This window comes from Streptomyces sp. NPDC057287, assembly GCF_042667905.1.
Classification (GTDB): Bacteria; Actinomycetota; Actinomycetes; order Streptomycetales; family Streptomycetaceae; genus Streptomyces.
This window is the reverse complement of the sequence record NZ_JBHUYV010000004.1, coordinates 178721-204009: the sequence shown is the minus strand read 5'-3', so window position 1 is coordinate 204009 and position 25289 is coordinate 178721. Positions and strand designations below refer to the sequence as shown.

Here is a 25289-nt window from a genome sequence, read left to right as displayed (position 1 = left end):
AAGAGCACTGGGCGTCGTGCAGGAAACAGGTGGGGGGAGGAAGGGGCCGCGCCGGACACTGGCGCGACCGGGACGAACGGATGTACAGACAAGAAAAGGCTTCGCAATCGTGAGGGGGGCTTCCCACTCCGGCAAGCCGTGAGCGGAAAAGCGTGATCAGCGGACGCAACATTGTGCACACCGCACCGCGCGGCCGGACTAACCCCGTCCACTTTGCGGGACGAACCCGCCGGAGACGCAGGGGGCTGCTCGTGCGAGGGCGGCGATCCGTCCGTCGGACGCCTGTGGGCCTCGTGCGGCCGTCAGCACGATGCCGACGCTGGGCAGGGCGGCGCGCAGCCGGAGTTCCCCTTCCACGCATGCGTCCGGACCGGCCGGAATCTCGAAGGGTTCGGCGAGCTTCTCGAAAGCGTTCTCCCGGCCGGGGCGGAGGTCGTGCACGACCCGCCGGTCGGCCGGCGCGAACCTCATGACGGGCAGACCGTCCCCCGTGACCAGGTCGACCGTCCGGTCCACGGCGCGGGTGCGCAGATCAGGGGCAGGGGGCTGCTCCCTGGCCCGGTCTCTCCGTAGCGTCCGCACGCACACCCGTCCCCCGAACTATGGTGTCCCGCCACATACGCCCCTGACCTGCCCCTTCCTACGGTATGGCGACACGGAAACGTCCCCGCCAACTGTCCGGAAGTGGTACCCATGACCGTCCCCGCAACCGCTCCCCCGCCGCCCTCGAACCTCCGCCGCATCGTCGCCGCGAGCCTCGTCGGGACCACGGTGGAGTGGTACGACTTCTTCCTCTACGGCTCCGCTGCCGCGCTGGTCTTCAACAAGCTGTTCTTCCCCGACTCCGACCCGCTCGTCGGCACCCTCCTCTCCTTCCTCACCTACGCGGTGGGCTTCGCCGCACGGCCGGTCGGGGCTCTGGTCTTCGGGCACTACGGGGACCGGCTGGGGCGCAAGAAGCTGCTGGTGCTGAGTCTGCTGATGATGGGCGGAGCGACGTTCGCCATCGGGCTCCTGCCGACGCACGCCACCATCGGGTCCGCAGCACCCGTCCTGCTCACCGTCCTGCGGCTGGTGCAGGGCTTCGCCCTCGGAGGCGAGTGGGGCGGCGCCGTGCTGCTCGTCTCGGAGCACGGCGATGCGAAACGGCGCGGCTTCTGGGCGTCCTGGCCCCAGACGGGGGCGCCCGCCGGGCAGTTGCTCGCGACCGGGGTGCTCTCGGCCCTCACCGCGCTCATGTCCGAATCCGCGTTCGGTGCCTGGGGGTGGCGGATACCCTTCCTGCTTTCGGGCGTTCTCGTCATCATCGGTCTGTGGATTCGTCTCTCTGTCGACGAATCGCCCGTCTTCAAGGCGGCCCTGGCCCAGGCCCAGCAGCGCAAGGCCACCGACGCCCAGGCAGAGAAGATGCCCCTGGTGGCCGTGTTGCGGCATCACTGGCGCGATGTGCTGATAGCCATGGGTGCGCGGATGGCCGAGAACATCAGCTACTACGTGATCACCGCCTTCATCCTCGTCTACGCGACGACGTCCGCGGAGCTGAGCAAGCAGACGGCACTGAACGCCGTACTCGTCGCGTCCGCCGTGCACTTCGCCGTGATCCCGCTGTGGGGCGCGCTGTCGGACCGGGTCGGTCGCAGGCCCGTCTACCTGGTCGGCGCCATCGGCGTGGCGCTGTGGATGTTCCCGTTCTTCGCACTGATCGACAGCAGGAGCTTCGGGAGTCTGCTGCTGGCGGTCACCGTCGGGCTGATCTTCCACGGTGCCATGTACGCGCCTCAGGCGGCCTTCTTCGCGGAGATGTTCGCGACGCGGATGCGTTACTCGGGGGCGTCGATCGGCGCCCAGTTCTCCTCGGTCGCCGCGGGCGCCCCGGCGCCCCTCATCGCCACGGCGCTGCTGGCCGACTTCGGCAGCTCGACGCCGATCTCGTTGTACGTGATCGCCGCCGCGCTTCTGACCGTGCTCGCGATCGCCTGCGCGAAGGAGACCAGGAGCCGGGATCTCGCGGACATCGAACCGGACGGCGGCCGGGAGGCCGCGGATCGCGCGACGCTGCCCGCCGGCGCCCGGAGCGTCTGACGCACCACCCGGCGGCGGGCCGAGGTCCGTCTCCCGGCCCGCCGCCTCGCGCGGCGGTGTCGGACCTCGGCGACAGGGCGCTCCGCGGGCGGGGACTCGGGCAGCCCGCACACCGGGGCCGTCACGTCGCCTTCCGCCTGGGCCTTACGCCGTCACCCGCCTGGGCCCGGCGCACGGTAGGGGCCTTCCTCCGCGGTCAGCACCCTGTCGACGCCGGTGAGTGCGAGAAGGTGGCCGAGTTCCCTGGACACGCCCACGAGCAGAACCGAGGTCCTCGCCGCCCGGGCCCTGCGGTGGGCGAGGACGAGCTCCGTGAGCCCCACCGAGTCGCAGAACGTGAGCAGGGTCATGTCGAGGACGAGCGGCGACTCCGCACGGAGGGGGATCTCCTCGACGGCCCTTCGGAAGCGGGCGGCGGTGAGGTGGTCGAGCTCTCCCGTGAGCCTCAGGACCACCGCGCCGGAAGGGCTGTGGTCCGCTGTGAGCACCAGCGCGCGGTCAGGCACCGTCAGCGCCCCATGGGGACACGCGGACGCCCTGGTCACGGCGGGCGCGGGCCGGGGTGCGCCGGATGTCAGAGGAGCCGGGCCGCCAGCAGTGCGATGTCATCCGTCTTTCCCTTTCCGAAGGTGTCGAGCAGTACGTCGCACAGCTCTTCCAGTTCCTGTGGCGCGCCGCGGAGCGTGTCGCTCAGCGCCTCCATGCTGTCGTCGAGGTCCTCGCCGGGGACCTCGATGAGCCCGTCGGTCAGCAGCAGGAGTGTGGAACCCTCCGCGACGTCATGGCTGGTGGCGGGAGGATGCGGAAGCTGGAGACCGAGGAGCGGACCGTGCTCCGTCAGATAGCTGGTGGAACCGTCGGTGCGTCTCAGCAGTGGCGGTATGTGCCCCGCGTTGGCGACGTGGATCCGCCGGCCGCCCGGCTCCACCAGGACGAGGCAGACCGTGACGGTGATGGAGGGGCGCAGTCTCACCAGCAGCGCGTCCAGACGGTTCAGCAGTGTCCGGGGGTCGTGCCCCTCGATGGCGTAGGCACGCAGCGCGTGGCGGACCTCCCCCATGACCATGGCGGCCTGGAGGGAGTGCCCGGCCACGTCTCCGATGGCCAGCATCAGGCCTCCGGGCGTCTGTATGGCCTCGTAGAAGTCGCCGCCGATCTCGGCGTGATCGGCGGCCGGTTCGTACCGCACCGCCATGTCCACACCGGGCACCTGCGGAAGCCGGTCCGGCAGGAACGAGCGCTGCAGGGTGAGTACGAGGGCGTGCTCCTCGCTCTGGCTGCGGAGCGCTTCCAGGGCCAGCGCGCACGCCTGTGCCAGCTGGGACAGGAGTTCACCGTCGTCGACTCCCGCGAGCGTCGTGGCGTCCACCGCCAGCGCCACCGGCGGGCGTCCCTGCTTCGTCCGGGCGAGAACCAGCCCGACCCGGCCGGGGAACACGTCGGCCCGGCCGGACCGGTCCCGCGCCATGAGGCTCTTCCACTGCTCGCCCGACAGCAGCACCGTGTCCGTTCCGATGCCGTCCCCCAGAGCCGTCTCGCAGAGAAGGTCCAGGACATGCAGGTCCGCCTGCCAGGCCGGCCCCGCCGGCGGACCCGACGCTCCCGGTTCCTCCGCCGGACCGGACCCGGCCGGCGGAGCCGCGGCAAGCAGGAGTGTGCGGTTGTCGGGGCTCAGGGAGATGGCGACGGCGGGTGAGGACATCAGAGCGGCCGCTCCCGCGGCGGCGGCGGTGGTGAAGGCCTCACCGTCCCGCGCGCCGTAGACGGCGAGGGTGCTGCTGTTCAGCGCGGCCACGCGCCTGGCGAGCCGCTCGGCACGCCGGCGGGCCCGGGCGTAGCGCAGCGCCGCCGTGACCGTGGCCAGCAGTTCGTCGGGCGCGATCGGCTCGGTCAGGTAGGCATCGGCTCCGCGGTGCAGCCCCTGGGCGCGGTCGCTCACTTCGACGGCCGATGCCGACACATGGATGACGGGCAGGGAGGCGGTGCGCGGGTCCGCCTTGATCTGCTCGCACACCTCGAACCCGCTCATGTCCGGCAGGCGCACGTCCACGACCGCCAGTTCCGGCAGTTCCGCTTCGGAGGCCCCCGCCAGCAGGGCGAGCCCCTCGGCTCCGTCGGCGGCCTCGACCACCGTGTGACCCGCGCGTCGCAGCCAGCTGCCCACGATGTAGCGCTTGGTGTCGTTGTCGTCGAGCACCATGACCGTCGCGACGGCGCTGTCCGGGTGCACGTGGCTACTCACTGTCTTCCTCTCCGGCTGTGCGAGGGCTGTCCACGTCTCCGAAGGCGGAGACGAGTTGCGCGAGGCTGAGCGTGGACTTGTCGAGGACGGCTCGCGCGTGGGCCAGTCTCTCCTTGTCCAGCGATCCGGCGGGGGCCGAGGTGACGACGACGACCGGCGTGCCGCGCAGTTCGGGGTCGGCGGCGAGTCCGGCCAGGACCGCGTAGCCGTCGAGGTCCGGCATGTGCAGATCGAGGAGGACCGCGTCGGGCCGTTCGGTGCGGACGGTGGCGATCGCCTGGCCGCCTTCTCCGACTTCGGCCACCTGACCGGCCAGCTGTTCCAGGACGGGACGGATGGTGTCACGGAACGCCTCGTCGTCGTCCACGGTGACCAGCGTCGCGAGGACCGGGCTGTGCGTGGGAGGACCGGCGCCCACGTCATCGGGGGCCGGTCCCGCGGGCAGTCTCACGGTGACCTGCGTACCCGTACCCGGCCCGCTCGTGAGCACCAGGCTGCCGCCGAGGAGCTCCGTGAGCCGGCGCGCGTAGGGCAGGCCGAGACCGGTTCCCGGACGCCCGCGCTGGTGCGGCCCGCGCACCTGGTAGAACTCCTCGAAGATCTGCTGCTGCTCCGCCTCGGGAATGCCGATCCCCGTGTCCGCCACCGTGAAGACCACGTGGTTGCCCCCCGGACCGTCGTCGGCCTCGACGTCGAGGCTCACGGTGCCGTGCTCCGTGAACTTGAGGGCGTTGGACAGGAGGTTGCGCAGGATCCGGGTGAGCATCACCTCGTCGGTGACGAGCGGAGGACCGGAGGTGGCGACCGACAGGTCCACCTCGTCCTGCGCGCCGTACCCCTTCAGCGTTCCGCGCAGCTGGCCCAGTACGGCCCGCAGGTCGATCTGCGCCATGTGCGGTTCGAGTCGGCCCGACTCGGCTTTGGCGACGTCCAGGAGCTCGTCGACGAGGGCGAGCAGCGTATGGCCGGAGCTGGAGATCAGGGAGATCTGCCTGCGCTGTTCCTCGTCGAGCTCGCCGGAGTCAGGGTCGAGGAGGAGCCGGGCGAGGCCCACCACGGAGTTGACCGGCGTACGCAGTTCATGGCTCACGTTCGCCCAGAACCGTGTCTTGGCCTCGCTGGCCACCCTCAGCTGGTGCGACTTCTCGTCCAGTTCCGCGTAGAGGGCGACCACCCCTCTGTTGGTCTCCTCAAGCTCCTCGGACAGCTCGGAGTAGAGGGCGACCACTCCTCTGTTGGTCTCCTCCAGCTCCTCGTTGAGGCGGCGGAGTTCCTCCCTCTGTGCCCGCGACTCCTCCAGGGCGGCGATCAGGTCGCTGGTCTGGGCCCGGGCGTCCTCGAGAACGCTGCCGCCGTTCTGCTGCACGAGGAGATCCCGCGCCCTCTGCACGCTTTCGGCGGTCTGTGCGCCCGCCGTGAGCTGCTGCTCGATCAGCAGCGACCGGCTGTGTCCCTCGTGGTGCACCTGGACCAGGCGGGAGGCGGCCCGCAGCGACTCGTCGCCGGGGCCCGGGCCGTCCGCCCAGTGGAGGGCGGCCCGCAGCACGGGCTGTGTGCCCTGTCCCGTGCTCAGGGCGACCCTCAGGTCGGACGAGCCGAGCAGATCACGGCCGAGCTCGCTCAGCGCGGTCGCCAGGCGTACCTGGTCCTGCCGCTCGACACCGAGAGCCTCGGCAGCCGCTTTGCCGCTGCGGCGAAGGGCGAAGATGTCCTGTTCGGTGGTGATGGCTATCGTCACCAGGTGAATGGTGCCGTCGGCCGCGGTCGAACTCACCAGCTCCCCTTCAGTACGGCGACGCCTGCGTCGTCCCTGCGTATCCCTGCCTCACGGAGCAGCTGAGCGGCGGCCACCAGCGGGGTGTGCTCCAGGAAGCCGGGCATGGCGGCCGGCTGCCATCGCTCGGTGAGCCCGTCGGAGTGCATGACCACGCCGCCGTGGCGCGGGAGTTCCTGTCGCACCGCACGAAGCGTCGGAAGCTGGTGGCCCACGATCCCGGGCGACGACAGGAGGGAACGCCTGACGTCGGTGTCCGAGTCGACGACGAAGGTGCTCACGTTGCCCACGCCGCAGAAGTACAGGCACTTCTTCTCCGGTTCGACGCGCACGACGGCGACCGCTCCCCCACGGCTTCCGCGGAGGGCCTTGTGCAGGTCGGTGAGCACGCCCTCGGGATCTTCCGCCCGGCTGTCGCGGAACGCCGTGACGGCGGTCTGGGCGGCACGGTGCGCGAGGGGGCCGTGACCGAGTCCGTCACAGAACATCAGCAGCAGGGCGGGCCCCTCGGCCCCACTCGTCCGTCCCCGTGCAGCCCGTTCAGGCCGCGCCCGCTCCGGCTCCGGCCGGAATCCCGTCAGCGCCGCCCACCCGAGCGGCTCGTCGGAGGAAGCGCGTCCCGTCACCCTCCGTGCGGCTGTGGGCTCCGGTTCGCGCTCACGGCCGCCCACGGCGCGCGCGGCCCAGGCGTCCCCGCACACGGATTCGCCGGTGATGGGCCGGGTGAGTCCGGCGACGACGGGCTCTCCCAGTGCGGCGGCACGGCGTGCGGCGTCCTTCGTCCAGAACCGGGCGGACATGGACGTGCCCTTTCCCGGCAGTGAGTGCACGTCAAAGGTGTCGGCGAGGCGGACGATCGCCCCCAGGCCTATCCCCAGCGTGCCCGCCGAGGACGAACCGTCCACCAGGCACTTGTCGACGTCGGACATGCCGGGGCCCTCGTCCGTCGTGACGAATTCGAGGCCGGCGTCGTGTTCCGTACGCACGACCCGCAGCAGCAGCGCTCCGTCGACGGCGTGCTTGCGCAGGTTCGACGCGGCCTCGCTCACGGCGAGCGCGACCTCGGCGCAGCGTGATTCGTCGAACCCGAGGCGCCTGGCGAGCGCCGCGGCGGCTCCTCTCGTCGACGCGGGGAGCGACTCGTCGTCACGGAACCAGGCGATGTCCTCGGATTCCAGCAGGGGCGGGTTCAGCGGGCCCATTTGGTCACCGCAACCTGCGTGCCCCGGCCGACCTCGGTGTCGAGGGTGAAGTCGTCCACCAGCCTCCGGGCTCCGCTGAGGCCCAGGCCGAGCCCGCCGCCGGACGTCCAGCCGTCGGTCAGGGCCAGGTCCAGGTCCGGGATGCCGGGGCCGGAGTCCTCGAAGACGGCCGTGACGCCCACCCGGCTGTCCTTGCGGACGAGTCCGGTGCGCATGACGCCTCCGCCTCCGTACACCAGGGTGTTGCGCGCGAGTTCGCTCGCAGCGGTGACGAGCTTGGTCTGGTCGACCAGGGAGAGCTTGCACCGCTGGGCGAGGGTGCGCACCAGTTGGCGGGCTCGGACCACGTCGTCGTTCGAGCCGATCGTGACTGTCTCGTGGTCGGCGTCGGGGGCGGGCCGCAACCCGCTCACGGCTTGGCCGGAGGACGGCTGTCGGGCCGGGCAAGCATGTCGAGCCCCTTCTCCAGGGTGAGAGCCGTGCGGACGCCGCCGAGCGAGAGGCCCAGCTCCACGAGTGTGATGGCGACGGCCGGCCGCATTCCGACCACGACGGTCTCGGCGTCCAGCATGCGCGAGATGGCTGCCGTGGTCGCGAGCATGCGGCCGACGAACGAGTCGACGATCTCCACCGCGGTGATGTCGATGACCACGCCGGACGCCCCGGTCGCCACGATCCTCGCCGCGAGATCGTCCTGCAGGTCGAGGACGGTCTGGTCCTCGAGGTCGACCTGGATGGAGACCAGCAGGACGTCGCCGATCTTCAGCACGGGAACCCGCTCGGTCATGCTCGTCCTCCGGGCAGGGCGAGTTCGACGCTGTTACGTCGCAGAGCGTGCTTGAGCGCGTCGGCGAGCGTCGCCTTGGTGACGATGTCACCGAACTGGATGCCGAGCGCCACGATCGTCTGGGCGATCTGTGGGCGGATGCCCGAGATCGTGCACTCGGCGCCCATCAGCCGGGCGGCGACCACGGTCTTGAGCAGGTGCTGGGCGACCTCGGTGTCGACGGCGGGAACGCCGGTGATGTCGATGATCGCCTGGTCGGAGCCGGTGTCCACGAGGGTCTGGAGAAGCTTCTCCATCACGACCTGCGTGCGCGCCGAGTCGAGGGTGCCGACCAGGGGAACGGCGACGACGCCCTCCCACAGCTTCACCACCGGGGTGGACAGCTCCATCAGCTGCTCGGACTGGGCGCTGATGATCTCCTCACGCGTCTTGGCGTACACCTCGAGGGTGTGGAGCCCCAGGGCGTCCGCGAGACGGCTCAGCCGGAGGTAGGCATGGATGTCCTCGGCCGCCGTCTCCGTCGTCGGTTCGAGGATCTCCTTGCAGGCGAGCACGCTGATCGCCGTCTCGGTCGGCGTGAAGCCCTGCCGCGCCCGGTTACGGGACAGTTCGCCGAGGAGGGCGCGGACTTCGGCGTACTTGTCGCCCTGCCAGTCGAATCCGCCGGTCCGGAGGCCCTCCACCAGCGCGGAGTACAGCTCTCGCAGCTCACGGTCCAGCTCCGACAGGGAGATGCGCCCGCGCAGGGTGCGCGAAACCGTCTGCACCCACGCGGCTTCGAGCGACTCCCGCTGCTCCGTGAGCAGCGTCACCAGGCGGGTGGATATCTCTTGCTCTGCCACCGAAGTGACCCCTTCTCTCATGCCGTCATCACAGTTCCTGCGCAGCGTATGTCATCGTCGAGGCGCCTTGGAGGGCATCCCGCCCGGCACGGCGGCAACCACCGTCACGCCGTGCCCGGCCGAGCACTTCCGGCCCGCGAACGGGCACCGGGCAGCGCCCCGCCCCGGCCCCGGCGGCGCCCGTCGAAGCACCCGCAACCTGGGCATACCTGGCTCGTCGGGCCGGCCCGGAGCGCACACCCGGAGGCGGTGCCATGGGCGCCCTGGCCGCGATCCATCACGCCTTCTCGAGCGCGAATCCGGCCCAGACGAGCACAAGGCCGACGAGGAGTACGAGTACGACAGGAAGCATGAGCACCGCGTGCCCCTTCACAGATGCTTCACACATGCTTCGGGGACGTATTTTCACCGCGGGAGCGTACGGAGGACGCCGTGCGGACAACGGGCTTCCTCACGGAGCCGGTCCGACCTCGCCCCGGCGACTCTCCACAGGCCGTCAGGTTTGCGCGCCCGCTTCCGGGTGAGACGGTCCCGAGGTCACCCAGGACGCGCGAGCTCCGGGAGGGCACAAACGGGAAGCGACCGTTCCGCGCACCTGGGGAGGTCGCCGGAACGCCGCTTCCCGTGCGGCGGCCCCGAGGGTCAGGCGCCGGTCGTGCGCGCGAACCAGGTGGGGCCGTCGGTGAGGGACTGCTTGATCCGGAACAGCGAGAACTCGCTCAGCGGCGGCAGCGCGTCGACGTCGAACCACGCGACTTCCAGCGACTCGTCGTCGTTCACCCTCGCCTCGCCGCCGGTGGCCCGGCAGCGGAAGGTGATGTCGACGTACTGGCACCGGTCACCGTTGGCGTACTGCACCGGCTTCAGCGCCTGGGTGAGCACGACCCGCTCGGCGACGCAGTGCACGGCCGTCTCCTCGTACACCTCACGCTCGGCGGTCACCGCCGGCTCCTCACCCGGCTCCCCGATGCCTCCGATGACCGACCACTTGCCGGTGTCGGACCGCCGGCCGAGCAGCACCCTGCCCGCGTCGTCGAAGACGACCGCGGTGACCCCCGGCAGCAGAAGCAGCTGGTGACCGGCGGTGGCACGGATGTCCCGGATGAAGTCTGGAGTAGCCATGCGACGAGCCTACGTGGCCGCCGAGGTGCTCCGAGGGCCGGCCGTGAGGTCCTTCCTCGCGCGCACCGCGCGGGCCGTCGCCCAGCCGAGCCCGGCCACGGCGAGCAGTGCCAGGACGCCCTCCGGGAGGGTTCCCATCCGGGTGGCGGGCGTGAGCGAGGAACGCAGGGGCACCTCGTCGACCAGGGCGTCAGGGGTGAACATCTTCGTCTTCTCGACGATCGTGCCGTCCGGGCGGATCACCGCGCTGACGCCGCTGGTGACGGGCACGACGACGGACCGCCCGTGCTCGACCGCCCGCACCTGGCTCATCGCCAGCTGCTGGTAGGTCATCTCGCTGCGCCCGAAGGTCGCGTTGTTGCTCGGTACGGCGATCAGCTGTCCGCCGTCCTTGACCGTGTCGCGCACGGCGTCGTCGAACGCGGCCTCGTAGCAGGTCACGAAGCCGACCTTGGTGCCCGCAAGGTCGAACACGCCGACCTTGCTGCCGGAGCCGAAGTCCCGCTGCACCCGGTCGACGTCCTTGCTGAAGATCCGGGCGACGGAGCGCATCGGCATGTACTCGCCGAACGGCTGGATGTGCCGCTTGTCGTAGGTGTCCACGGGGCCGCTCTTCGGATCCCACTGGATGAGGGTGTTGCGGAGCGGTCCGGTGTCGGGGGCGAGGACGGCGCCGATGACGGTGGGGGCGCCGATGGCCCGCACGGCCCGGTCGATGACGTCGCGGGCGTCGGGGTTGCGGTAGGGATCGAGGTCCGAGGAGTTCTCCGGCCAGAGGACGAAGTCGGGCTGGGCCACCTTCCCCGCCTTCACGTCCCGTGCGAGCTGTTCCGTCCTGTTCGCGTGGTTGTCCAGGACCGCCCTGCGCTGGGAGTTGAAGTCGAGTCCCAGGCGCGGCACGTTGCCCTGGACCGCCGCGACCGTGGCGGTGCCGTCCTCGGGCGAGTCGTCCACGAGCGGGAGGGCGGCCAGCGCCGCGGCGACGGGGGCTGCGACGGCGACGGCCGCCGCGATCACGGCGGAGCGGGGAACCGTGCCGGTGGCGCGGTAGCGGCGGACCTGCCGGACTGCCTCCAGGAGCCCGAAGCCGCACAGCACGACGGCGAACGAGAGCAGGGGGGTGCCTCCGAGCGCGGCGAGCGGCAGGAACGCGCTGTCGGCCTGGCCGAAGGCGATCTTGCCCCAGGGGAAGCCGCCGAACGGGACGCGAGCCCGGAGCGCCTCGTCGAGGGTCCAGACGGCCGCTGCCCAGACGGGCCAGTACGGGAGCCGGGAGACCACGGAGACACCGACGCAGCCGATGGCGATGAAGAGGGCTTCGGCGAGCGCGAGGGCGAGCCAGGGGACGGGGCCGACCTCCTCGCCCGTCCAGTGCAGCAGCGGAAGCATGAAGCCGAGGCCCGCGAGGAGGCCGAGCCCCAGCGCGGCGCGCACCCTGCGGGCGGTCAGGACCCAGCCCAGCAGGGCGAAGCCGGGCAGCACCAGCCACCACAGGGGCCGGGGCGGGAAGCTCGCGTAGAGCAGCGCACCGGACAGGACGGCTGCGGCCGGCCGGACGAGCCGCGGCCACAGCTTCCTGCTGCGGGACACGGGGGCGGGCGGCGGTTCGGCGGTGGTGATGGTGGCGCTCACCTGCCGGAGTCTACGGTGAGCGGCTGTGAGGACGTCAGCCGCTCCGGCGGCGGGCAGCGAGGCCCGGCCGGGGTCAGGATCCGGTGGGACCCGCGGCCTTCCCGGTGACCGGGAGGTGCAGACGGTCGCGGATGAATCGCACGGCGGCCTCCGCGTCGTCCACCGTGACGGTGAAGGTCCTGCCGTCCCCCAGCAGGAGCACCAGGGCCTCCCCCCGGCGCACGACCACGGCTGTGCCCTGGTCGGGTCGCCAGCGGTAGCCCCAGCCGCCCCACTGGCGCGGGGTGACCTTGGGCGCGAAGTCAGCGCCCACCACATGGGTGAGCAGGATCCGGCGCCTGGGCAGTCCGGCGTGACCGCAGCGCACCTCGAGGGCGTCGCCGTCGACCTTCACCGCGACATGGACGAACGCCAGGGTCCCGAAGAGGATCAGGAGTCCGGCGGCGACACAGCCGATGACGGACATGAGCAGGGGGGCGATCCCGGCGCTCCAGGCCGAGTCGACAGCCAGTTCGATCCCGAGCGCCAGGCACCCTGCCCCCACAGCCGCGAGCAGCCACTGGAAGCGATTGGTCGCCCGTCCCGTCCAGACCGTGCTCGGGGCCTGGCTCGAACCGTGCCGGGTGTTGCCGGGGTGGTCCCTCATGCCAAGCAGCGTACCCACGTTCCCGCCTGTTCGGAGGGGGTGCGCGGCCCCGGCGGGGCGCCGGACGGCGTCAGATCGCGGGGCTGACGTCCTTGAGGAGCAGGCCCTCGGCGTAGGCCAGAGCGGGTTCGGTGAGATCTGCGGTGCGTCCGCCGAGGAGAACGGTGAGGGTGCCGGACGGTTCGGCCGACGGAGCGGGGTCCGCCCCGATACGGCGCAGCGCCTGGGCGGCCACCGCGTCGGCCGAACCGTGGAGCACCAGCGCCCGGCCGGGGCGGTCGCCCTCCACGGCGGTGCGAATGCGTCCGGCCACCAGCTCGTAGTGGGTGCAGCCGAGGACGACGTCCGTCACGCCGGCCGGGGTGAGCGCGGCCGCGGCGGCCACCGCACGGTCGATCGCCTCGTCGTCAGCGTGCTCGACGGCGTCGGCGAGCCCGGGGCAGGGCACTTCGGTCACGTCCGCGGAGCGGGCGAAGTCGTTGATCAGCCCTCGCTGGTAGGGGCTCCCGGTGGTCGCCGGCGTGGCCCAGATGGCGAAGGGGCCGCCACCCGCGGCGGCCGGCTTGATCGCCGGGACCGTACCGATGACCGGCAGCCCGGGCTCCAGTGCGGCACGGAGGGCGGGCAGGGCGTGGACGGAGGCGGTGTTGCAGGCGACGATCAGGGCGTCCGGCCGGTGGGCCGCCGCCGCGCGCGCCACGGCGAGCGCGCGCTGGGTCACGTCCTCGGGCGTACGGGGGCCCCAGGGCATCGAGCCGGGATCCGACGACAGCACCAGATCGGCGTCGGGCCGCAGCCGGCGTACGGCGGCCGCTGCCGCGAGCAGGCCGATTCCCGAGTCCATGAGTGCGATCTTCACCCGGTCACCATAGTCGACAGCCCTTGCGGCACCTTCGGAGTGGGGCAGACTTCGACGGATGAGCGCCCTTGCCTGGATCGCCGTGTGTTCACTGACCGTGTGGGTGTGGCTGCTGCTGGGCCAGGGGTTCTTCTGGCGGACCGACCAACGGCTCCCCGTGCGCGGGGAACCGGCACGCTGGCCCTCGGTGGCCGTGGTCGTACCGGCGAGAAACGAGGCGGATGTCCTGCCCATGAGCCTGCCGACCCTGCTGGCCCAGGACTATCCCGGTGACGCGGAGATCTTCCTGGTCGACGACTGCAGCGGGGACGGCACGGGCGAGCTGGCCCGGGCGCTGGCCGAGCGGTGCGGAGGTCTGCCGCTGACAGTGGTCGCCCCCGGTGAGCCGGAGCCCGGCTGGACGGGCAAACTGTGGGCGCTGCGGCACGGGATGGCACAGGCACGGCAGCGGAAGCCCGAATTCCTGCTCCTGACCGACGCCGACATCGCACATGAACCGGACAGCCTGCGAGAACTCGTCGCGGCGGCCGGGACCGAGGGCGCGGGCGGGTTCGACCTGGTGTCGCAGATGGCCAGGCTGCGGGTGACGAGCACCTGGGAGCGGCTGGTCGTGCCGGCCTTCGTCTACTTCTTCGGGCAGCTGTACCCGTTCCGCCGGGTGAACGCTGCGGGATCGCGGACCGCCGCGGCGGCGGGCGGCTGTGTGCTGCTGCGTGCCGGTGCCGCCGAGCGGGCCCGCATCCCTGAGTCCATCCGTCAGGCGGTGATCGACGACGTGTCACTGGCGCGGGCGGTGCGCCGCTCCGGCGGCCGCATCTGGCTGGGGCTGGCGGACCGGGTGGACAGCGTGCGGCCGTACCCGGGCCTCCCCGACCTGTGGCGGATGGTCTCGCGCAGCGCGTACGCACAACTGCGGCACAGCCCCGTGCTACTGGCCGGCACGGTCCTCGGCCTCGGCCTCGTCTACGTCGCGCCGCCCGCAGCGGTGTTCGCCGGGCTGCTGTCGGGCGATCCGGTGGCCGCGGCGGCGGGCGGGGCGGCCTGGGCGGTGATGGCGGGGACGTACATGCCCATGCTCGGGTACTACCGGCAGTCGCTGTGGCTGGCGCCGCTGCTGCCCTTCACCGCGGCCCTCTATCTCCTGATGACGATGGATTCGGCTGTGCAGCACCACCGGGGGCGCGGTGCGGCCTGGAAGGGGCGCACGTACGCCCGCCCGGAGGCCGCACCGGAAGGCTGAGCCCCGCCGGGGCAGGGCTCATTTACGCCCGGGGGTCCAGTTCATGCCCCATCCGTAGGCGGCGTCTATGGTCCGCTGGGGGCTCACCCCCCGCTGGGGAACGAGGTAGCGCGCCTCGCGCTGCACGGTGAGGTCTCCCCCGTTGCTCGTGATCAGCGCGAGCGCGCACACGGTGGACGGCACGGTGCACTCGTCGAGCGAGAAGTCGATCGCCGCGCCGTTCTGGGGCTGGAGCGTGACCGTGGCGTGCAGATCGGCGAAGCTCCGGGCACCTTCGTAGATGGTGACGAAGATCAGCACACGGCGCAGCCGGTCCTTGTGGTCGAGGTTGATCGTGAGGTTCTCACCGGTGGACACCGCGCCGGTCCTGTCGTCCCCGTCGAGGTGGATGTAGGGAGGCTGCCCGAGGGAACCGAAGGCGTTTCCGAGTGCCTGGACGACTCCCTTGCTCCCGTCGGTGAGTTCGTACAGTGCGCAGAGATCGAGATCCAGGTCGGCGTGCACGGCGACGGCTCTGCCGAGCTTCGCGCCCCAGCTCTTGAACTGCTTGCGCACTTCCCAGTTGAGGTTGACGCGCAGGGCTCCGGACGTTCCGCCCTGTTTCGACAGCGACACCGAAGGGGCGTCCTTCGTCAGGGTGACCTTGGTCAGCCGCACGGCCTGCACGACGGGAGGCACGGGCGGCGGCGCCGGGGCGGCCCGGGGTACGGCCGGGCGTGCCGGGGGCCGGGGCGCCCTCTGCGGCTGCGGGGCCTGCTGCGGCTCGTCGACGGAGATGCCGAAGTCCGTCGCGAGGCCCGCCAGTCCGGTGTCGTAGCCCTGTCCCACCGCCCTGAATTTCCAGGCGCCCTGGCGCAGGTACAGCTCACCGAGGATGAATGCCGTCTCGACCGTCGCGTCCGCGCTCTCGAAGCGCGCGATCTCGGAGCCGTCGGCCGCGTCCACGATCCTCACGTAGAGGCCGGCCACCCGCCCGAAGGTGCCGCCGTCCGCCGAGGCCGCCACCACGACGCGGTCGATCACCGGCTCCATCCGCGCGAAGTCGACGGCCAGGCTGTCCGTGACGGCGTCCCCGGCGGTTCGCTTGCCCTCGTGGCGCACCGCGCCGGACCCGTGCGCCGGCTGGTTGTAGAAGACGAAGTCCGCGTCGCTGCGCACCTTTCCCGACACCAGGAGGAGCGCCGAGGCATCCACGTCGGGGGCTCCGGGTGAGGTACGCCAGCCCAGCTCGACCCGCACGGCCTGCGCCGGCACCGCGACGTTCGTTCCCTTTTGCATGGTCATGCTCGCCCCCATCACGAGTCCGGCTGCCCGGAGCGTCTCCCGCCAACCTAATCCCCGGCCCGTCGGGGAGCCCACAGTCTCGACGGGACAGCTGCCCGCGATTCGCCGAAGGCCTCTGCGTACTCGCCCTTCACACGATCAAAGCACCGCTCGGGGTCCCGTTCTGCGCATTCGCCCACATCGGCGATCAGGATTCGTCCGGGCCTCGCGGGGGCGAGCCGCTCGGCACACTGAGAGGGTCGGCCGGCCCGCGTCGGGGCGGCCGGCCCCTCACGTGTGCCGGCTTCGCGGCAGCCCTCAGCGGGTGGCGGTGGTGAGCGCCGCGGCGTAGTGCTCGTCGGTGACGGGCTCCAGCCAGGTGGTGCCGTCGCCGTCGGCGTCGCCGACGACCATGGCGATGTGGGCCATGAAGGTGGTGTCGGTGGCGCCGTGCCAGTGCTCCTCCCCGGGCGGGCACTTGACGGTCTGGCCCGCAGCCACCCGTACGACATCGCCGTCCCGGGTGCCGACCAGACCTGCGCCGTCGGTGATGTACAGGGTCTGGCCGTTGGCGTGGGAGTGCCAGCCGGTACGGGCGCCCGGGGTGAAGCGCACCAGGGCGGAGGCCAGCCGGGCCGGTTCGGCGGGGGTCTCGATCATGTTGAGGTAGACGTCGCCGGTGAAGCGCTCGGCCGGGGCCTTGGCGGTGGGGGTCCGGGTGATGTGTTCCACGGCGGGTGCTCCTTGGTCGGTCGGTGGTGCGGGGAACGCCGGCGGGTGGACGCGCCGGGGTCAGGCGTCGCGCTCGTCGGCGATCTTCTCGAGTTGGCTGACCGCGGTCATGGGGTTGGGCCGGCCGGCGTGGACGGACAGGTGGGTGATCACCTCGACGAGATCGGGCACGAGCGCCTCCAGTTCCTTCGGCGCGGACTGCCGGGGCATGTCGCCGCTCCTTGTCGTGCGGGCAGGAGTGCGGCCCGATCCGTCCGGTGGACCTCGTCCTGCCGGGGTCAGTGGGGCATCGGCTCGGCGTAGTGCCGGAAGCCGCTGCGCTCGATGTGCAGGGTGTACAGGCGCTCGGCGAGGGCTCCGGGGCTGCTGTGCTCGGCGTCGGGACTGATCGCCCCGGGGATGATCAGCTGGGTGGCGTGGATGTTCGCGCCGGCCAGGGCGTCGTGCAGCATGCGCGCGTAGGCGCTCTCGGCGGCGAACGCGATCGATGTGCCGGCACGCTCGGGATGCGGTTGCACCGCGCTGCCGCCGTTGACGAACAACAGGGTGCCCCGGCCCAGGGCCCGCATTCCGGGCAGGACCGCGTTCACGCAGGTGACGGGGGATTTGACCGAGAAGGCCAGGGGGTCGTCGAGGTCCGTGGCGGTGGTGTCGAGCACCGGCTTCATGAAGTCGGCGCGGGGCACCGGGCTGTACTGCAGGATCTCGACCGGCCCCAGCTCCTCGGCGGCCTCCCGGAGGGCCGCCGTGAGGGATGCGGGGTCGAGGACGTCGGCGGGGAAGCCGCGGGCCCGGACACCGTCACGGCCGAGCTCGGCCGTGAGCGCGTCGAGGTGGCCGGCGCTGCGGGAGATCAGGGCGACTCCGTGGCCGGCGGCGCCGAACCGGCGGGCCGTCGCCAGCCCCAGGCCGGGGCCGGCACCGATGAGAGCGAACGTGGTCACGAGGGGGTCCTTCCGGTGAGGGCCCGGGGCGGCGGCTGCCCCGGCCCCGGGACGAGGAGCAGTGTGCGGCGTCAGGGCTTGAGGAGGGCCTTGGTGGCGCGGCGCTCGTCCATGGCCTTGTAGCCCTCGGCGACCTGGTCCAGCGGCAGGCTGAGGTCGAAGACCTTGCCCGGCTCGATGCGGCCGGTCAGCACGCGGTCGATCAGGTCGGGCAGGTAGCGGCGGACGGGGGCGGGGCCGCCGCGCAGGCCGACGTGGGAGAAGAAGAGTTCCTGCCCGTCGACGGCGACCTCGTGGGGGACGCCGACGAAGCCGACGTTGCCGCCGGGCCGTGCGGAGTGGAGTGCCTGCTGCATGGCCTGCGCGGTGCCGACGCATTCCAGCACGCTGTCGGCGCCGATACCGCCGGTGAGGTCCTTGACCCGGGCGATGCCTTCGTCGCCCCGCTCGGTGACGATGTCGGTGGCACCGAACTCGCGGGCGAGCTTCTGGCGGGAGGCGTGGCGGCTCATCACGATGATCCGCTCCGCGCCCATCTCCCTGGCCGCGATCACGGCGGACAGGCCGACCGCGCCGTCACCGACCACGACGGCGGTGGAGCCGGGTCCGACCTCGGCGGCGTCCGCCGCCCACCAGCCGGTGCCCATGACGTCGGACACGGCCAGCAGGCTCGGCCACAGTTCCTCGGCCGGGTGCTCGTCGGTGGCCACCAGGGTCCCCTGCGCATGGGGGATGCGTACGTAGTCGGCCTGGCAGGTGCTCATGAACTCACGGTGCACGCAGTTGGACTGGAATCCGTTGCGGCAGTTCGCACAGGTGTTGTCCGAGGTGGCGAACGAGCCGATCACGAACTGGCCCGGCTCAACCGAGGTGACCTCGCTGCCGACCTCCTCCACGAAGCCGACGTACTCGTGCCCCATCGGGTGGGGATCGCCGATCGGCTCCAGGCCGCGCCAGGCCCACAGGTCCGAGCCGCACACGCAGGTGACGGCGGTGCGGATGATCGCGTCCGTCGGGTCGAGGATCTTCGGGTCGTCCAGGGTCTCGAAGCGGACGTCGCCGGGGGCGTGGATGACTGCTCCGCGCATGAGGGGCTCCTTGATGGGACGGAGGACGTGCTGCCGGGGTGCGGGCAGCCGCCGGGTGCGGGTGCGGGGCCTGTCCGGACGGCGAGCCGCCCGCTGGGCCGGGGTGCCACCCGCCGCAGGCCGTGTGCACGGCAGCAGCGAAAAGCACCACGTCATCCAGGTAACCCGCATTTCGAGGGCGCAGCGAGTCACCGTCAAGGGGTGTACCGCCGGTACACCCCTGCGCCGGCGTGCGGGACGTACTGTCGAGGTGTGGACAACCGTGAAGAGGTCCGCGAGTTCCTCACCTCGCGGCGCGCGAAGATAACCCCCGAGCTGGCCGGCCTGCCCTCCGGCAGCCGGCGGCGCGTCCCCGGCCTGCGCAGGAGCGAGGTCGCGGCCCTCGCCGACATGAGCGTGGAGTACTACGCGAAGCTGGAGCGCGGCAGCCTCGCCGGGGTCTCACCGACCGTCCTGGAGGCCGTCGCCCGAGCCCTGCGGCTCGACGATGCCGAGCGCGCGCACCTGCTCCATCTCGCACAGGCTGCTGACGGCTCCGACGCGCTCACCCGCCCCCGGCGCCGGCGCTCCACGGGACAGTGGGTGCCGCACCGCAGCCTGCGGTGGACCCTGGACGCGATCACCGCCGGGCCCGCGTTCGTCCGTAACGGCCGCATGGACGTGCTCGCCACGAACGCACTCGCCCACGCCTTCTACAGCGATATCCACGCCACCCCGGCCAACCAGGGGAATCTCGCCCGGTTCACCTTCCTGGACCCCGCCTCCCGCCGCTTCTACCCCGACTGGGAGCCGGCCGCCGACGTCACCGTCGCCATCCTGCGCACCGAGGCCGGACGCAACCCCCACGACAAGGACCTGCACGATCTCGTCGGTGAGCTGTCCACCCGCAGCGACGAGTTCCGCACCCGCTGGGGTGCTCACGACGTACGCCATCACGGCTCCGGCACGAAACGCTTCCGCCACCAGGCCGTCGGAGACCTCACCCTCGCCTATGAGGGCCTGGACATGGCCGCCGAACCCGGCCTCACCCTCACCGTCTACACGGCCGAACCCGGCTCGCCCTCGGAGGACTCCCTGCGCCTGCTCGCCTCCTGGACCGCACCGCAGGAAGCGTCCCCGCCGGTGTCACCGCTCACGTAGTGTGCCCGTGGTGACACGCACGGCACAGGGCCGAGCCGTGCGCCGCTGCCCGGGAATTCCCCGCGGGCGCTCAGTCGCCGAGGATCCGCTCCCACAGCAGCCCGTCACGCCAGCTCCCGTCGAGGAAGATCGAGGAGTGCGCGACCCCGTACGGGCTGAATCCGTTGCGGCGCAGTACCCGCTGCGACGGGAGGTTCTCCAGATTGGTGGACGCCTCGGCGCGGTGCAGACCCAGTTCGTCCGTCATCACCCGGAGCACGAGCCCGACGGCGCGCCCGGCATGCCCTTGGTTCTGGGCGGCTCCGGCGATCCAGTATCCGACGGAGCCGCGGCGCAGGTGCGGCTGCGGCAGGATGCCGCCGACGGTGACCTGCCCGATCACCTGGTCGTCGGCCAGCACCACGCCGGGCCAGACCCCGCCGGCCCGGAATCCGGTCAGCAGCCTGTCTATGCGCTCCGCCTGGCCTTCGGGGGTGAAGAAGTCGGCCGGCTGGGCGGGTTCCCACCGCCGGAAGGCCTCGACGTCCCGCGTCCGATGTGCGGCGATGGGGGCGGCGTCGCCGGGCTCGATCAGGCGGATCCTGGTACTGCTGCGCATGGGCCGGTCCTCGTGGTGGTGCGTCGGGTGAGGCGGCCAACCTATGCGAGGGTGCCGGCGTCGACCGTGTCCGCCGAAGGACGGAGCGATCAGCCCTGCGACTCGTCACGCGACCCGGCGGACACCGCGTAGTCGAAGGCCGACCGGTGCTCGTGATGGCTCCCGCGGCCGTCTCTCGCTCTCAGCGAGAGGTCCGAACCGAGTCTCCGCGCCAGCTCGCGGGCCTCATGGCTCGGCGCCACGCCCTCTACGTACTCCAGGAACCGCACGAGGGAGTCGAGTTCGCCCGTGTGCAGTGACAGGTCGACGATGTCCTGCTTCGGCGCGGTGAGCGCTTCGGAGACGCGTCGCCGGTAGAAGTCGGTCCTCACGCTCACGAACCGATGGTCGAAGTGGCGCTCTTCGGCGTCCCGGCCGCTGTCGAGCCCCTGGAGCCTGTCGAGCAGGGCCTGGAGCTCGCTGCGCGGTGCACGGTAGAACGGCCGCTCGTCGCTGCCCGCGACCGAGGGATCCAGTCGTACTTCGGAGAGGAAGGCGGCGACTCGTGCCGGCGTCGGCAGCAGGCCGGCGCCCATCCAGCGGGCCGAGTCCATGAGCACCTGCCCTGATCCGCGCGGTGTGCGGAAGAGGCACCAGCCGGAGACGCCGCACCAGAGAAGACCCGCGCCACCCTCCTCGGTGGACAGGCCCCGTTGGAACGCCTGCGTAAATTCCACACTGCCCTCGACGTCACCGTCGAAGTCCTCCTGGCCCGGATCGTCGTACGAACCGAAGGCGGAGACGCTCGCCACCGGAAGCCCGTCATCGAGGAGCTTGCTCGCCACCGCCACCATGTAGTGGCCTATCGCGTCCTCGAGCTCCTCCCGAAGCCGCTGGGCGAAATCCTGATCGTACGTCACCATGGTTCTCCGAATCCGGGCACGTGGTGTGCTCGCCATTCGTCAGACTTCCCGGAAGTTGCCTGCTCACACAGGCTTCATGAGCCGCACCGCCCTCTCGTCACCAGCGCGACGCCGGCGATCGGCCCCCGGACGGCCCATCACTTCGCAGCCGGCAGGCAGCAGGCGTCGAGTCATGTCCCGGGCGGCATCGGGCCGGCCCCGGGACGTGACCGCGCGTGCGACGGGCAGCGGCCCTCGCGCCCCTCACGGCCTGTTCCAGGACGCTGTCACCGGTCCGCGGAGGATGCGAGCATCGGCAGCGAGAGGGTGTCGGCCAATGCCTGCTGGCCCGCGATGTTCGCGTGGACACCGTCCCCGGTGTCGTAGGACGGGTTGATGGCGTTGGGCCTCAACGGGTCCTTGAGAACCTGGTCGAAACCCATGATGCCGTCACAGGTGCCGCTGCAGTTGTTCCACTTCGAGACGAACGTGTTGACGGCGTGCCGGATTTCGTTGTGCTCGTCCGTGTAGCCCGGCCTCGGGGTCACCGGAGTGACGTACACCTTGATCCCGGCTGCGTGCAGACGCCGGAAGGTGTCGCGATAGCTCGCCAGCACCTGTTCCGCGTCACATCCGGCGGGCAGGTCGTTGGTTCCGTAGTAGTAGAGGACTCCGGTGACACCGTGGAGTGCGAGGACGTCCCTCTCCAGGCGTGCTCCCGCGTCGAGCCCCCGCAGGTGCTCGGCGAGATCCGGGCAGCCGGCGGCGCTGGTGGTGCCGTTCACGCCGGCGTTGGCCACTGCGAGCCGGCGTGCGGGAGGCAGTTCCGCGGTGATCCGCCGGGCGAGGTCGTCGGTCCACCTGCGATGGGTGCCCAGTTGGGTGCAACCGGGTCCGCAGTTCGTGGAGCCGACGCCGTCGACCACGGAGCTGCCGTACGCGACGAGGCTTCCCTTCAGGCGCGGGTTGCGCACGTCCACGGCGGTGACCAGGTAGGTGGACTCGGTCGTCTCCGTGTAGGCGTCGGCTGCCGTGTCGCGGGTGTGGTCGCCGGCGCCGGGCTCCGTCAGGTAGTTGGTGCGGAAGGCGGCCTGGTGCCGCCCGGGGACGATGGTGCCGGAGACGGACAGGGAGACCGCGACGTCGCTCTGCGCGCTGGTCGTCAGAGTGGTGGCGTCGCTCCAGAGCTCGCCACCGGCCGGGATGACGGCTTCGGGCAGGCCGGCGAAGGTGACGGGAAGGGGGCGCCCCCGCACGGCAGCGCTCTTCCCGTCGGTGGCTGCCACAGTGGCGGCGTCCACGGTCAGAGGAGTCGCGCCGAACGTGTTCTGGATCCTGACGCGCAGCGCGTCACCTCCCTCGCTGAGATGGCTGATCATGCGAACGGTCTGGTCACGCAAGGGAGTGGGACCGAGGTCGTGCTGCGAACCGGCCCACGACGTCGACCAGTTCGGCACGCCGCGCGGTGGTCCGGACGAGGCCTCACCCACGGCGTTCGTCGTCGGGACCGAGAGAGCGAGGGCAGCCGCCATCGAGGCGGTGGCCAAGGCGATCGGGACACGTCTGGACGGCGCCGCCCGACGGCGACGGACTGCGGCGAGGAGTGAGTTGATCAAGGACGTGCCTTTCCGTGAGGAGGGAAGGGGGTCCGTGCTGCGCGGATCAGGGCCGAGTCGCAGGACGCGGCACACGGACCGGATCCGCGTACGTCGTTCACAGAGGAGGCCCTCACGGGAGGCGGGAGATCAGGCGCCCTCGCGCACCGCCTTGTGAAGGAGGCCGAGTTCGCCAGGGGCGTCCTGCCGGCCCCGCGCCTCGGCGGCGCCCGGCCGCCGTCATGGGTCCGCCCCCAGGACCCAGGGCTCGCTTCGGTCAGTGACCGCGCGCTGTCGGCCACGGTGTGCGCCGGTTCCCGTCCACCGGTCCGTGCGTGGAGACGGGCCGGCGGATGAACCGAAAGCCGTCCCCGGGGGCTGCTGGGAGTCACCCGAATCCCGGCACCACCAGGACGAGCTACGCAGCCGCGGGAACCACCGCGACGACGACCCCGCCGTAGACCATCAGCTGCCTGAAGAACCGCTCCCGATCGACATCGGGCGCCGCGGCGAGGACGAGCGCACCGTTGGTCGAGAACGGGCTGACGTCCACCACGGTCGCCGAGACCGCCAGCGCCGCGATCATTCCGACCGCCCCGATCTCGCCCTGGGCGAGGAACGGCACGGCCAGCGGGATCAGCGCGCCCATGATGCCGACCGACGAGGCGAACGCCGACACGATCGCGCCGATGTAGCAGAGCAACAGGGCCGCGAGCAGAGGTACTCCGATGCCTCCGACCCCCTCCCCCGCCCACGTGATCGTGCCCATCTCCTCGAGCACGCCGACGTAGGTCAGGACACCGCAGATGAGCAGCACGGTGGGCCAGGCGATCGCGCCGACCGCCTGACGGCTGGTGTCGGGCCACACGGCGCTGATCAGCACGGCGAGGGTGATGGCGGTGAGGCCCGCGTCCAGGTCGAGGACGAGTACGGCGACGACCAGGGCCAGGAGCGAGAGAAGGGTGGCCGTGCGGGGCGCGTCGAGCCGGGAGTTCGCCTCTTCCGCCACGGGCCCCGGTGAGTCGTCGTCGCCCTCCGTGGTGCGGTGCCGGGCAAGCTTCAGGCCGCCGAACACCACGAACACCACACCGGCGATGGCCAGGTTGGCGACCAGCGAGGCGAGGAACAGCGCGATCTCGTTGCCCGGCAGGTTCTCGCGCTCCACGATGCCGTTCACGATCGAGCCGTAGATGCTGATCGGGGAGAAGCCGCCGCCCTGCGCTCCGTGCACCACCATCGCACCCATCAGGAGCGGGCTGATCCCGTAACGGGCGGCGAAACTCAGGGCGATCGGTGCGACGATCGCCACCGCCGCAGGGCTGACCGCGCCGATGGCCGTCAGCGCCCCGGTGATCACGAACATCACCCAGGGGATCAGGGCGATACGCCCTCCCACCAGGCGTATGGACGCGTGCACCAGCCAGTCCGTGGTGCCGTTGGCCCGGGCGATCGCGAACAGGTAGGTGACGCCCACCAGGACGACGAAGAGGTCTCCTGGGAACCCGGCGAAGATGCCGTCCGCGTCCAGGCCCGCGGCCAGCTCACCCACCGCGAACGCGGCGGCGAACGCGAGCGCGCCCATGTTGATCGAGCGGGTGGTGGCGATCGCGAAGACCGCCACGAGTACGAGGATGGAGATGAGTTCCGCGGACATTGCGGGGGCTCCCGTCCTGGGCCGACCCTCATTGGTCTAGTGGTCGAGCCACTCAGCCTGTTGACGGCACTCAGAGTCGGTGGAGCCCGGACGGCCGTCAAGGGGGCACGCATGATTTGGTTCAGCCTCCGGACCACTGGGCGCTGCTAGGCTGCGCGGTGCCGAGAGGGCGTGGGGGCTCTCGTGAACAGGGGCAGGGGATGTCCGACGCGCTGCGGCCCATGGGGCGTACACGACTGTACGAGCAGGTGCTCGACCGGCTGCGCTCCTATGCCGCCGAGAGCGGTCTGGTGGTCGGTGACAGGCTCCCGCCGGAGCGCGACCTCGCACAGCGCCTGGGAGTCTCCCGGGCTTCGGTGAAGCAGGCCATCGTCGTCCTCGAAGTGCAGGGGCTCGTCGAGGTGCGGCACGGCGGCGGTACCTACCTCCTCGGAACCGGCCTGGACGCCGAACCCGTCGAGCGTCTCGTCGAACGGCGGCGCAGACTGCCCGACGTCCTGGAGGCACGCGAGGCCCTGGAGACGAAACTCGCCGAACTCGCGGCGGAGCGGCGCACCGAGGAGGATCTGACCGCGCTGAGGGCGTCGCTCGCCCACATGGCCGCGGAGATCGCCGACGGCGGCCACGGCGTCGAGGGCGACCGGCGCTTCCACGCGGCCGTGACCGCGGCCGCGCACAGTGCGTTGCTCGCCGAGTTCATGCTGGCCATCGCCGACCAGATCACCGAGAGCAGATACGAATCGCTGCGCCAGCCCCGTCGGCCCGGCCGCTCGCTGGCCCAGCACCGGGCGATCCTCGACGCGATCGAGGAAGGGCGCGGCAGGGCGGCGGCCGCGGCGATGCGGCGCCATGTCCGGACCGTCGCCCAAGTGAGGCTGCTGGACTGGAATCCCGAACCGGACGCCACCGACGGGACGCCCTGAACGCGCCCTCCCGGCCCTGCTCCGGCGGGCGTCACCCTGGTGC

Annotated in this window: 25 protein-coding genes; 4 read left to right on the top strand and 21 right to left on the bottom strand. The window is 71.5% G+C overall.

Features of this window, described 5'->3' with window-relative positions; genetic code table 11:
* Nucleotides 1–198 precede the first annotated feature (198 nt).
* Nucleotides 199–582: a hypothetical protein gene (locus tag ACFUNE_RS09760; RefSeq protein WP_383564522.1), complete on the bottom strand. Its 384-nt coding sequence runs from the start codon at nt 580–582 to the stop codon at nt 199–201.
* Between the two features lie 111 nt (nt 583–693).
* On the opposite strand from ACFUNE_RS09760, the gene ACFUNE_RS09755 reads away from it, so the two are divergent.
* Entirely contained in the window at nt 694–2082 is a 1389-nt protein-coding gene (locus tag ACFUNE_RS09755; RefSeq protein WP_383564520.1) for an MFS transporter, read from the top strand.
* Nucleotides 2083–2234: 152 nt separating this feature from the next.
* Here ACFUNE_RS09755 and ACFUNE_RS09750 read toward each other — a convergent pair whose 3' ends face one another.
* From ACFUNE_RS09750 to ACFUNE_RS09700, 11 genes are all read right to left on the bottom strand, one after another.
* The gene (locus ACFUNE_RS09750) at nt 2235–2588 is read right to left on the bottom strand and encodes an STAS domain-containing protein (protein WP_383564518.1); all 354 of its coding nucleotides are present in this window, start codon (nt 2586–2588) and stop codon (nt 2235–2237) included.
* 68 nt (nt 2589–2656) lie between these two features.
* Complete coding sequence (locus tag ACFUNE_RS09745) at nt 2657–4324, bottom strand: SpoIIE family protein phosphatase (protein WP_383564516.1); 1668 nt, start codon at nt 4322–4324, stop codon at nt 2657–2659.
* A complete protein-coding gene (locus tag ACFUNE_RS09740) occupies nt 4317–6098 on the bottom strand; it encodes an ATP-binding protein (RefSeq protein WP_383564514.1) in 1782 nt (593 codons plus the stop codon). The genes ACFUNE_RS09745 and ACFUNE_RS09740 overlap by 8 nt, the downstream gene beginning before the upstream one ends.
* A complete protein-coding gene (locus tag ACFUNE_RS09735) occupies nt 6095–7300 on the bottom strand; it encodes an ATP-binding protein (RefSeq protein WP_383564512.1) in 1206 nt (401 codons plus the stop codon). Before ACFUNE_RS09735 ends, ACFUNE_RS09740 begins: the two co-directional genes overlap by 4 nt.
* Nucleotides 7288–7713: an anti-sigma regulatory factor gene (locus tag ACFUNE_RS09730; RefSeq protein WP_383564510.1), complete on the bottom strand. Its 426-nt coding sequence runs from the start codon at nt 7711–7713 to the stop codon at nt 7288–7290. The genes ACFUNE_RS09735 and ACFUNE_RS09730 overlap by 13 nt, the downstream gene beginning before the upstream one ends.
* Nucleotides 7710–8087, bottom strand: coding sequence for an STAS domain-containing protein (locus ACFUNE_RS09725; protein ID WP_014157783.1), 378 nt, complete (start codon nt 8085–8087; stop codon nt 7710–7712). Before ACFUNE_RS09725 ends, ACFUNE_RS09730 begins: the two co-directional genes overlap by 4 nt.
* Nucleotides 8084–8929, bottom strand: a complete 846-nt coding sequence (locus ACFUNE_RS09720) for an STAS domain-containing protein (protein WP_383564507.1) — start codon at nt 8927–8929, stop codon at nt 8084–8086. The genes ACFUNE_RS09725 and ACFUNE_RS09720 overlap by 4 nt, the downstream gene beginning before the upstream one ends.
* Nucleotides 8930–9571: 642 nt before the next feature.
* Nucleotides 9572–10051, bottom strand: coding sequence for an NUDIX domain-containing protein (locus ACFUNE_RS09715; RefSeq protein WP_383564505.1), 480 nt, complete (start codon nt 10049–10051; stop codon nt 9572–9574).
* 9 nt (nt 10052–10060) lie between these two features.
* Nucleotides 10061–11683 (bottom strand): apolipoprotein N-acyltransferase, encoded by a 1623-nt coding sequence (gene lnt, locus ACFUNE_RS09710; protein WP_383564503.1) that lies wholly within the window; start codon nt 11681–11683, stop codon nt 10061–10063.
* Between the two features lie 73 nt (nt 11684–11756).
* Entirely contained in the window at nt 11757–12329 is a 573-nt protein-coding gene (locus ACFUNE_RS09705) for a hypothetical protein (RefSeq protein WP_383564501.1), read from the bottom strand.
* Nucleotides 12330–12399: 70 nt separating this feature from the next.
* The gene (locus ACFUNE_RS09700; protein WP_383564499.1) at nt 12400–13188 is read right to left on the bottom strand and encodes a glutamate racemase; all 789 of its coding nucleotides are present in this window, start codon (nt 13186–13188) and stop codon (nt 12400–12402) included.
* A 58-nt stretch (nt 13189–13246) separates the two neighbouring features.
* Here ACFUNE_RS09700 and ACFUNE_RS09695 point away from each other — a divergent pair, with 58 nt between their 5' ends.
* On the top strand, nt 13247–14428 hold the full coding sequence (locus ACFUNE_RS09695) for a glycosyltransferase (RefSeq protein ID WP_383564497.1): 1182 nt from the start codon (nt 13247–13249) through the stop codon (nt 14426–14428).
* A gap of 18 nt (nt 14429–14446) precedes the next feature.
* On the opposite strand, the gene ACFUNE_RS09690 is transcribed toward ACFUNE_RS09695, so the two are convergent.
* From ACFUNE_RS09690 to ACFUNE_RS09670, 5 genes are all read right to left on the bottom strand, one after another.
* Nucleotides 14447–15724: a TerD family protein gene (locus ACFUNE_RS09690; RefSeq protein ID WP_383564495.1), complete on the bottom strand. Its 1278-nt coding sequence runs from the start codon at nt 15722–15724 to the stop codon at nt 14447–14449.
* A gap of 285 nt (nt 15725–16009) precedes the next feature.
* Nucleotides 16010–16423 carry a cupin domain-containing protein gene (locus ACFUNE_RS09685; protein WP_383564493.1) on the bottom strand — a complete coding sequence of 138 codons (414 nt, stop codon included), beginning with the start codon at nt 16421–16423 and terminating at the stop codon, nt 16010–16012.
* A 60-nt stretch (nt 16424–16483) separates the two neighbouring features.
* The gene (locus ACFUNE_RS09680; protein ID WP_383564490.1) at nt 16484–16633 is read right to left on the bottom strand and encodes a hypothetical protein; all 150 of its coding nucleotides are present in this window, start codon (nt 16631–16633) and stop codon (nt 16484–16486) included.
* 68 nt (nt 16634–16701) lie between these two features.
* Nucleotides 16702–17367 (bottom strand): SDR family NAD(P)-dependent oxidoreductase, encoded by a 666-nt coding sequence (locus ACFUNE_RS09675; protein WP_383564488.1) that lies wholly within the window; start codon nt 17365–17367, stop codon nt 16702–16704.
* 71 nt (nt 17368–17438) lie between these two features.
* A complete protein-coding gene (locus ACFUNE_RS09670; protein ID WP_383564486.1) occupies nt 17439–18455 on the bottom strand; it encodes a zinc-dependent alcohol dehydrogenase family protein in 1017 nt (338 codons plus the stop codon).
* 252 nt (nt 18456–18707) lie between these two features.
* Between ACFUNE_RS09670 and ACFUNE_RS09665 the strand changes: the two genes are divergently transcribed.
* Nucleotides 18708–19595: a helix-turn-helix transcriptional regulator gene (locus tag ACFUNE_RS09665; RefSeq protein ID WP_383564484.1), complete on the top strand. Its 888-nt coding sequence runs from the start codon at nt 18708–18710 to the stop codon at nt 19593–19595.
* A 70-nt stretch (nt 19596–19665) separates the two neighbouring features.
* On the opposite strand, the gene ACFUNE_RS09660 is transcribed toward ACFUNE_RS09665, so the two are convergent.
* From ACFUNE_RS09660 to ACFUNE_RS09645, 4 genes are all read right to left on the bottom strand, one after another.
* On the bottom strand, nt 19666–20193 hold the full coding sequence (locus ACFUNE_RS09660; RefSeq protein WP_383564482.1) for a GNAT family N-acetyltransferase: 528 nt from the start codon (nt 20191–20193) through the stop codon (nt 19666–19668).
* A gap of 89 nt (nt 20194–20282) precedes the next feature.
* Nucleotides 20283–21095 (bottom strand): hypothetical protein, encoded by an 813-nt coding sequence (locus ACFUNE_RS09655; RefSeq protein ID WP_383564480.1) that lies wholly within the window; start codon nt 21093–21095, stop codon nt 20283–20285.
* Between the two features lie 266 nt (nt 21096–21361).
* Nucleotides 21362–22453 (bottom strand): GDSL-type esterase/lipase family protein, encoded by a 1092-nt coding sequence (locus tag ACFUNE_RS09650; protein WP_383564478.1) that lies wholly within the window; start codon nt 22451–22453, stop codon nt 21362–21364.
* Nucleotides 22454–23087: 634 nt separating this feature from the next.
* On the bottom strand, nt 23088–24323 hold the full coding sequence (locus ACFUNE_RS09645) for an SLC13 family permease (protein WP_383564476.1): 1236 nt from the start codon (nt 24321–24323) through the stop codon (nt 23088–23090).
* A 200-nt stretch (nt 24324–24523) separates the two neighbouring features.
* Here ACFUNE_RS09645 and ACFUNE_RS09640 point away from each other — a divergent pair, with 200 nt between their 5' ends.
* Nucleotides 24524–25246 carry a FadR/GntR family transcriptional regulator gene (locus ACFUNE_RS09640; protein WP_383564474.1) on the top strand — a complete coding sequence of 241 codons (723 nt, stop codon included), beginning with the start codon at nt 24524–24526 and terminating at the stop codon, nt 25244–25246.
* Nucleotides 25247–25289 lie beyond the last annotated feature (43 nt).

Excerpts from the sequence above, each read along its gene's own strand:
- ACFUNE_RS09645 (WP_383564476.1), bottom strand. The coding sequence starts at position 24,323 with ATGTCCGCGGAACTCATCTCCATCCTCGTACTCGTGGCGGTCTTCGCG.
- ACFUNE_RS09695 (WP_383564497.1), top strand. The coding sequence starts at position 13,247 with ATGAGCGCCCTTGCCTGGATCGCCGTGTGTTCACTGACCGTGTGGGTG.
- ACFUNE_RS09725 (WP_014157783.1), bottom strand. The coding sequence starts at position 8,087 with ATGACCGAGCGGGTTCCCGTGCTGAAGATCGGCGACGTCCTGCTGGTC.
- ACFUNE_RS09690 (WP_383564495.1), bottom strand. The coding sequence starts at position 15,724 with ATGGGGGCGAGCATGACCATGCAAAAGGGAACGAACGTCGCGGTGCCG.
- ACFUNE_RS09735 (WP_383564512.1), bottom strand. The coding sequence starts at position 7,300 with ATGGGCCCGCTGAACCCGCCCCTGCTGGAATCCGAGGACATCGCCTGG.
- ACFUNE_RS09705 (WP_383564501.1), bottom strand. The coding sequence starts at position 12,329 with ATGAGGGACCACCCCGGCAACACCCGGCACGGTTCGAGCCAGGCCCCG.
- ACFUNE_RS09655 (WP_383564480.1), bottom strand. The coding sequence starts at position 21,095 with ATGGTGACGTACGATCAGGATTTCGCCCAGCGGCTTCGGGAGGAGCTC.
- ACFUNE_RS09650 (WP_383564478.1), bottom strand. The coding sequence starts at position 22,453 with ATGATCAGCCATCTCAGCGAGGGAGGTGACGCGCTGCGCGTCAGGATC.
- ACFUNE_RS09660 (WP_383564482.1), bottom strand. The coding sequence starts at position 20,193 with ATGCGCAGCAGTACCAGGATCCGCCTGATCGAGCCCGGCGACGCCGCC.
- ACFUNE_RS09715 (WP_383564505.1), bottom strand. The coding sequence starts at position 10,051 with ATGGCTACTCCAGACTTCATCCGGGACATCCGTGCCACCGCCGGTCAC.
- ACFUNE_RS09640 (WP_383564474.1), top strand. The coding sequence starts at position 24,524 with ATGTCCGACGCGCTGCGGCCCATGGGGCGTACACGACTGTACGAGCAG.
- ACFUNE_RS09755 (WP_383564520.1), top strand. The coding sequence starts at position 694 with ATGACCGTCCCCGCAACCGCTCCCCCGCCGCCCTCGAACCTCCGCCGC.
- ACFUNE_RS09680 (WP_383564490.1), bottom strand. The coding sequence starts at position 16,633 with ATGCCCCGGCAGTCCGCGCCGAAGGAACTGGAGGCGCTCGTGCCCGAT.
- ACFUNE_RS09670 (WP_383564486.1), bottom strand. The coding sequence starts at position 18,455 with ATGCGCGGAGCAGTCATCCACGCCCCCGGCGACGTCCGCTTCGAGACC.